3 protein-coding genes and 1 pseudogene are annotated in these 3,854 nt (G+C 78.1%); 2 read left to right on the plus strand and 2 right to left on the minus strand.

The features are described 5' to 3' along the window. Positions 1 to 216 precede the first annotated feature (216 nt). Together ACFV0G_RS14410 and ACFV0G_RS14415 are read left to right on the plus strand one after the other, a co-directional pair. Positions 217 to 795 carry a sigma-70 family RNA polymerase sigma factor gene (locus ACFV0G_RS14410; RefSeq protein ID WP_380546424.1) on the plus strand — a complete coding sequence of 193 codons (579 nt, stop codon included), beginning with the start codon at positions 217 to 219 and terminating at the stop codon, positions 793 to 795. Further along, a complete protein-coding gene (locus ACFV0G_RS14415; protein WP_380546426.1) occupies positions 792 to 1,532 on the plus strand; it encodes an anti-sigma factor family protein in 741 nt (246 codons plus the stop codon). The genes ACFV0G_RS14410 and ACFV0G_RS14415 overlap by 4 nt, the downstream gene beginning before the upstream one ends. A gap of 22 nt (positions 1,533 to 1,554) precedes the next feature. Here ACFV0G_RS14415 and ACFV0G_RS14420 read toward each other — a convergent pair whose 3' ends face one another. Together ACFV0G_RS14420 and ACFV0G_RS14425 are read right to left on the minus strand one after the other, a co-directional pair. Continuing rightward, positions 1,555 to 3,177: an FAD-dependent monooxygenase gene (locus tag ACFV0G_RS14420; RefSeq protein WP_380546457.1), complete on the minus strand. Its 1,623-nt coding sequence runs from the start codon at positions 3,175 to 3,177 to the stop codon at positions 1,555 to 1,557. Positions 3,178 to 3,435: 258 nt separating this feature from the next. Then, positions 3,436 to 3,849: pseudogene (locus tag ACFV0G_RS14425) on the minus strand (DUF1990 family protein); the annotation flags it as partial. Positions 3,850 to 3,854 lie beyond the last annotated feature (5 nt).

The following is a 3,854-nucleotide window of genomic DNA, read 5'->3' on the forward strand; positions in this document are numbered from 1 at the left end:
CGGGGGGGGGGGCGGCCTGGGGCAGCGGCGCGCGCCGCCCCGCGGGGGGGGGGGGGCGGGGGGGGGGGGGGGGGCGGCGCGGGGGGGGGGGGGGGGCCGCCGGGCCCCCCCCCACGACCGATATCGACAGGAACGGCCCCCGACTTGAGGGGCGACCCGGCGCCGGCCCGCGGACCGGCCCTCGACCAGGAGGTGGGTGTGCGCGAGGATGGCGTCGTGACCGAGCACCCGTACCCTCGCCGGACGGGAGCCGAAGGCCCGCCGCACGGCGCGGAGCCGGCCCGCGCGCCGGACGAGGAGCTGATGCGCGCCCTCTACCGGGAGCACGCCGGTCCGCTGTTCGGCTTCGTGCTGCGCCTGGTCTCCGGCGACCGGCAGCGCGCCGAGGACGTGGTGCAGGAGACCCTGGTCCGGGCCTGGCGCAACATCCACCGCCTCGACCCGACCGCCGCCGGATCCCTGCGCCCGTGGCTGGTCACCGTCGCCCGGCGGATCGTGATCGACGGCCACCGCAGCAGCCTCGCCCGGCCGCGCGAGGTGGACCCGGCGCCGCTGGAGCTGCTGCCCGCCGAGGACGAACTCGAGAAGGCCCTGCGGCTGATGACCATCTCCGATGCGCTCGACGACCTGACCGACGCGCACCGCGAGGTCATCGTGGAGACGTACTTCATGGGGCGTACCGTCAACGAGGCCGCCGCCGAGCTCGGCATCCCCCCGGGGACGGTCAGGTCACGCATCTTCTACGGGCTGCGCGCCCTGAAGATCGCGTTGGAGGAGCGAGGAGTGACATCGTGACGCCGCACCAGGAGCACCACGGCGCGGACGGCCGCGACGACCGCCACGACCACGACGGCCCGGCCGGGGACGCCGGCCGGCACGTCGACGTCGGCGCCTACATCCTCGGCGTGCTCGACCCGGAGGACGTCGAACGCTTCGAGCTGCACCTCGCCGGGTGCCCCGTCTGCTCCGCCGAGATCGACGAACTCTCCGGGGTCGCACCGCTGCTCGCCGAACTCGCGGAGGCCGGCCCGGTCGCCGCCGCACCCCCGCCCGGGCTCCTCGACCGGCTGGTCGGCGAGGTCACCGCCACCCGTCGGCGCAACCGGGTGCGCCGGCTCTCCCTGGTCGCGGCCGCCGCCGTGCTGGTGATCGGCGGGCCGCTGGTCACCATCGCCGCCACCGGGCACGACCAGGCCAGGGCGCCGGTCGCCGCGGCCGCGCAGTTCGCCGCCACCGACCCGACCAGCGGCGTCTCCGCCGCGATCGGCGTGCAGCCGGTGGCCTGGGGCAGCCAGGTCACCCTGGCCCTGTCCAACGTCCGCGGCCCGCAGTCCTGCGACCTGGTCGCGGTCTCCCGCTCCGGCGAGCGGCAGACCGTCACCACCTGGTCCGTCCCGCCGACCGGCTACGACACCGAGGCGCTGCGCACCGGCGGCGGGGCGGCGCTGCACCCCGCCGACATCGATCACTTCGAGGTCCGCACCCTGGACGGCGACCAGCTGCTGGTCTCCGTTCCGGCGCACACCGCCTGAGCGGGCCCGCGCGGCGGCCCGGTCAGGCGGGGTCGAATGTCCGGGACAGCTCGGCCGCCAGCCGGGCGGGGTCGGCGGGATGGACCCGGGCGGCCAGGTAGCCGTCCGGGCGGATCAGGAACGCCTCGCGGTCGCGGGCCGCGTACGCCGCCCGGAAGGCCCCGCCGTCGTCGGCGACCGCGGGCACCGGCAGATGGTCGGCCGCGGCGCCCGGCGGCACCACGGCACAGGTGTCCAGCTCCCCGCGGGCGGCCCGGCCGGCGGCGTCGGCACAGGCGGCGAGCCGGTCGCGGTCGGCGTCCGGGCCGGTGTGCAGCAGCAGGAGGTGCCGCGGGCCGCGCAGCAGGTCGAACAGCCGGAGCGGGAAGGCGGCGAGCGGATGGCGCAGCCCGGTGCAGTCCGGTGCCCGGTCGCCCGGGCGGACCGCTCCCGGCCCGGCGCCGTCGGGCGCGACCAGTGGCCCCCCGCGGTAGTTCAGCAGCAGCTGGGCCTCGCGCAGCAGGACGGTGCGCAGGCTGTCCCCCTCGGCGCCGATGCGCTGCTGCCGGGCGTGCTGCACGGTGCGCCCGACGACCTCCGCGCCGATCGGACGGCGCTCGGCGTCGTAGCTGTCCAGCAGCCGTCCGCCGGCCAGGCCGCGCACCGCGAGGGCGAGCTTCCAGGCGAGGTTGTAGGCGTCCTGGATGCCGGTGTTCATGCCCTGGCCGCCGGTCGGCGGGTGGATGTGCGCGGCGTCGCCGGCCACGAACACCCGGCCGGAGCGGTAGCGGTCCACCAGCCGGTGGCTGATCCGGAAGACCGAGGACCAGCGCAGCGCCGAGGCGGTGGCGGGCCCCGGGGCGAGCCGGTCGAGCACGGCCTGGATGTGCCGCAGCTCCGGGGCCCGGCCGCCCTCCAGTCCGTGGGCGACCGCGTCGTCGGTGTCGTCGGCGGGCTCCAGCAGGTCCGGCGCGACGGACGCCGAGATCCGGTAGCGCTGTTCGCCCGGCAGCGGGATGCAGACCATCAGGTCCTCGGTGGTGCCGTCCTCGGCCCGCCGCATCGACCGCACGCCGTACCCGGCGGGCAGGTCCCAGTCCAGCTCGACGTCGCCGAGCATGTACTGCTCGGTGAAGGCGCCGCCCTCGAAGGCCAGGCCCAGCGCCTTGCGCACCCGGCTGTGCGCGCCGTCGCAGCCCACCAGGTACCGGCAGCGGACCGTCCGCTGCCCGCCGGGGCCGGCCAGGACCGCCGTGACCTGCTCCGCGTCCTGCTCGAACGAGAGCAGCTCGGTCCCCCGCTCGACCGCCGTGCCGTGCCGGGCGAGGAGCGCCGTGAGCAGCTCCTCGGTGGCGTACTGGGGGAGCGCGGCGAAGCCGTACGGGACCTCCGGCGGCAGGGCCAGGTCGATCCGGGGCCCCTCCCGGCCGTTCACCCAGGTGAGCTGGCCGCGCATCGGCACGGCGGCGGCGAGCGCCTCCCGGACGATGCCCATGGCGTCCCAGATCTCCAGCGTGCGGGGCTGGACGCCGACCGCCTTGGCGAAGTGCATCGGCGCGGCGAGCCGGTCGACGATCCGGCAGTCGACGCCCCGCCGCCGCAGCTCCGCGGCGGCGGTCAGCCCGACCGGTCCCGCACCGGCCACCAGCACATCCGTGTCGACCATGGCCGTCTCCCAGCCTCGGCGTACCGTCATCCCACCCTGCGCACGACCGCCTGCCGGGCGCCACTCGCGGCCGAGGGGCCCGCGCACCGAACCGGTCGGCGGGCGGCCCGGGCGGCCCGGGCGGCTCACGCGGGGCCCGACCGCCGGCCGGGCGCCCCGGGCGGCCGCGGCCCCCGCGCCCCCCACCGGGGGGGGGGCGCCCCGGCGGGCCGGGGGGCCACCGCGGGCGGCGAGGCGGCGCAGGGTGCGGCCGCAGTGCCGGGCGTACAGGCGCTGGACCACCGGTACGAGCGGGCCGGCGAGCCGGGTGAGCCGGCGGCCGGGCCGGCTGAACGCGGTGACGGTGAACCAGACCGTGCCGTCCCCGGCGAGCTCCACGACGAAGGACTCCTCGCCGCACTCCGGGTGGCCCGGCAGCGTGCCGTAGGCGAAGCCGATCCGGTCCGCGTCGTACGCCGTCCACACCACCTCGCAGGGCGCGCTGATCCGGACGGGGCCCAGGCCGATCTCGCAGGTCACCCGGGTGGGGGGGGGCCCGCGCCGGGCCCCCCCCCCCCCGCCGGCGCGGGCCCGGCCGGCGCCCGGCGGGACCACTCGTTCTCCGGCGGCCTCGCGGACACCGGAATGCCCCCCGTGGTCGCCGCCACCGGCGCCCCGTTCGTGGGGATGCACTGGCG

The sequence above is a fragment of the Kitasatospora sp. NPDC059571 genome (genome assembly GCF_042735675.1).
GTDB lineage: Bacteria > Actinomycetota > Actinomycetes > Streptomycetales > Streptomycetaceae > Kitasatospora.

Bases quoted from the DNA above. Each gene is read 5' to 3' on its own strand.
- ACFV0G_RS14420 (WP_380546457.1), bottom strand. From the start codon at position 3,177: ATGGTCGACACGGATGTGCTGGTGGCCGGTGCGGGACCGGTCGGGCTG.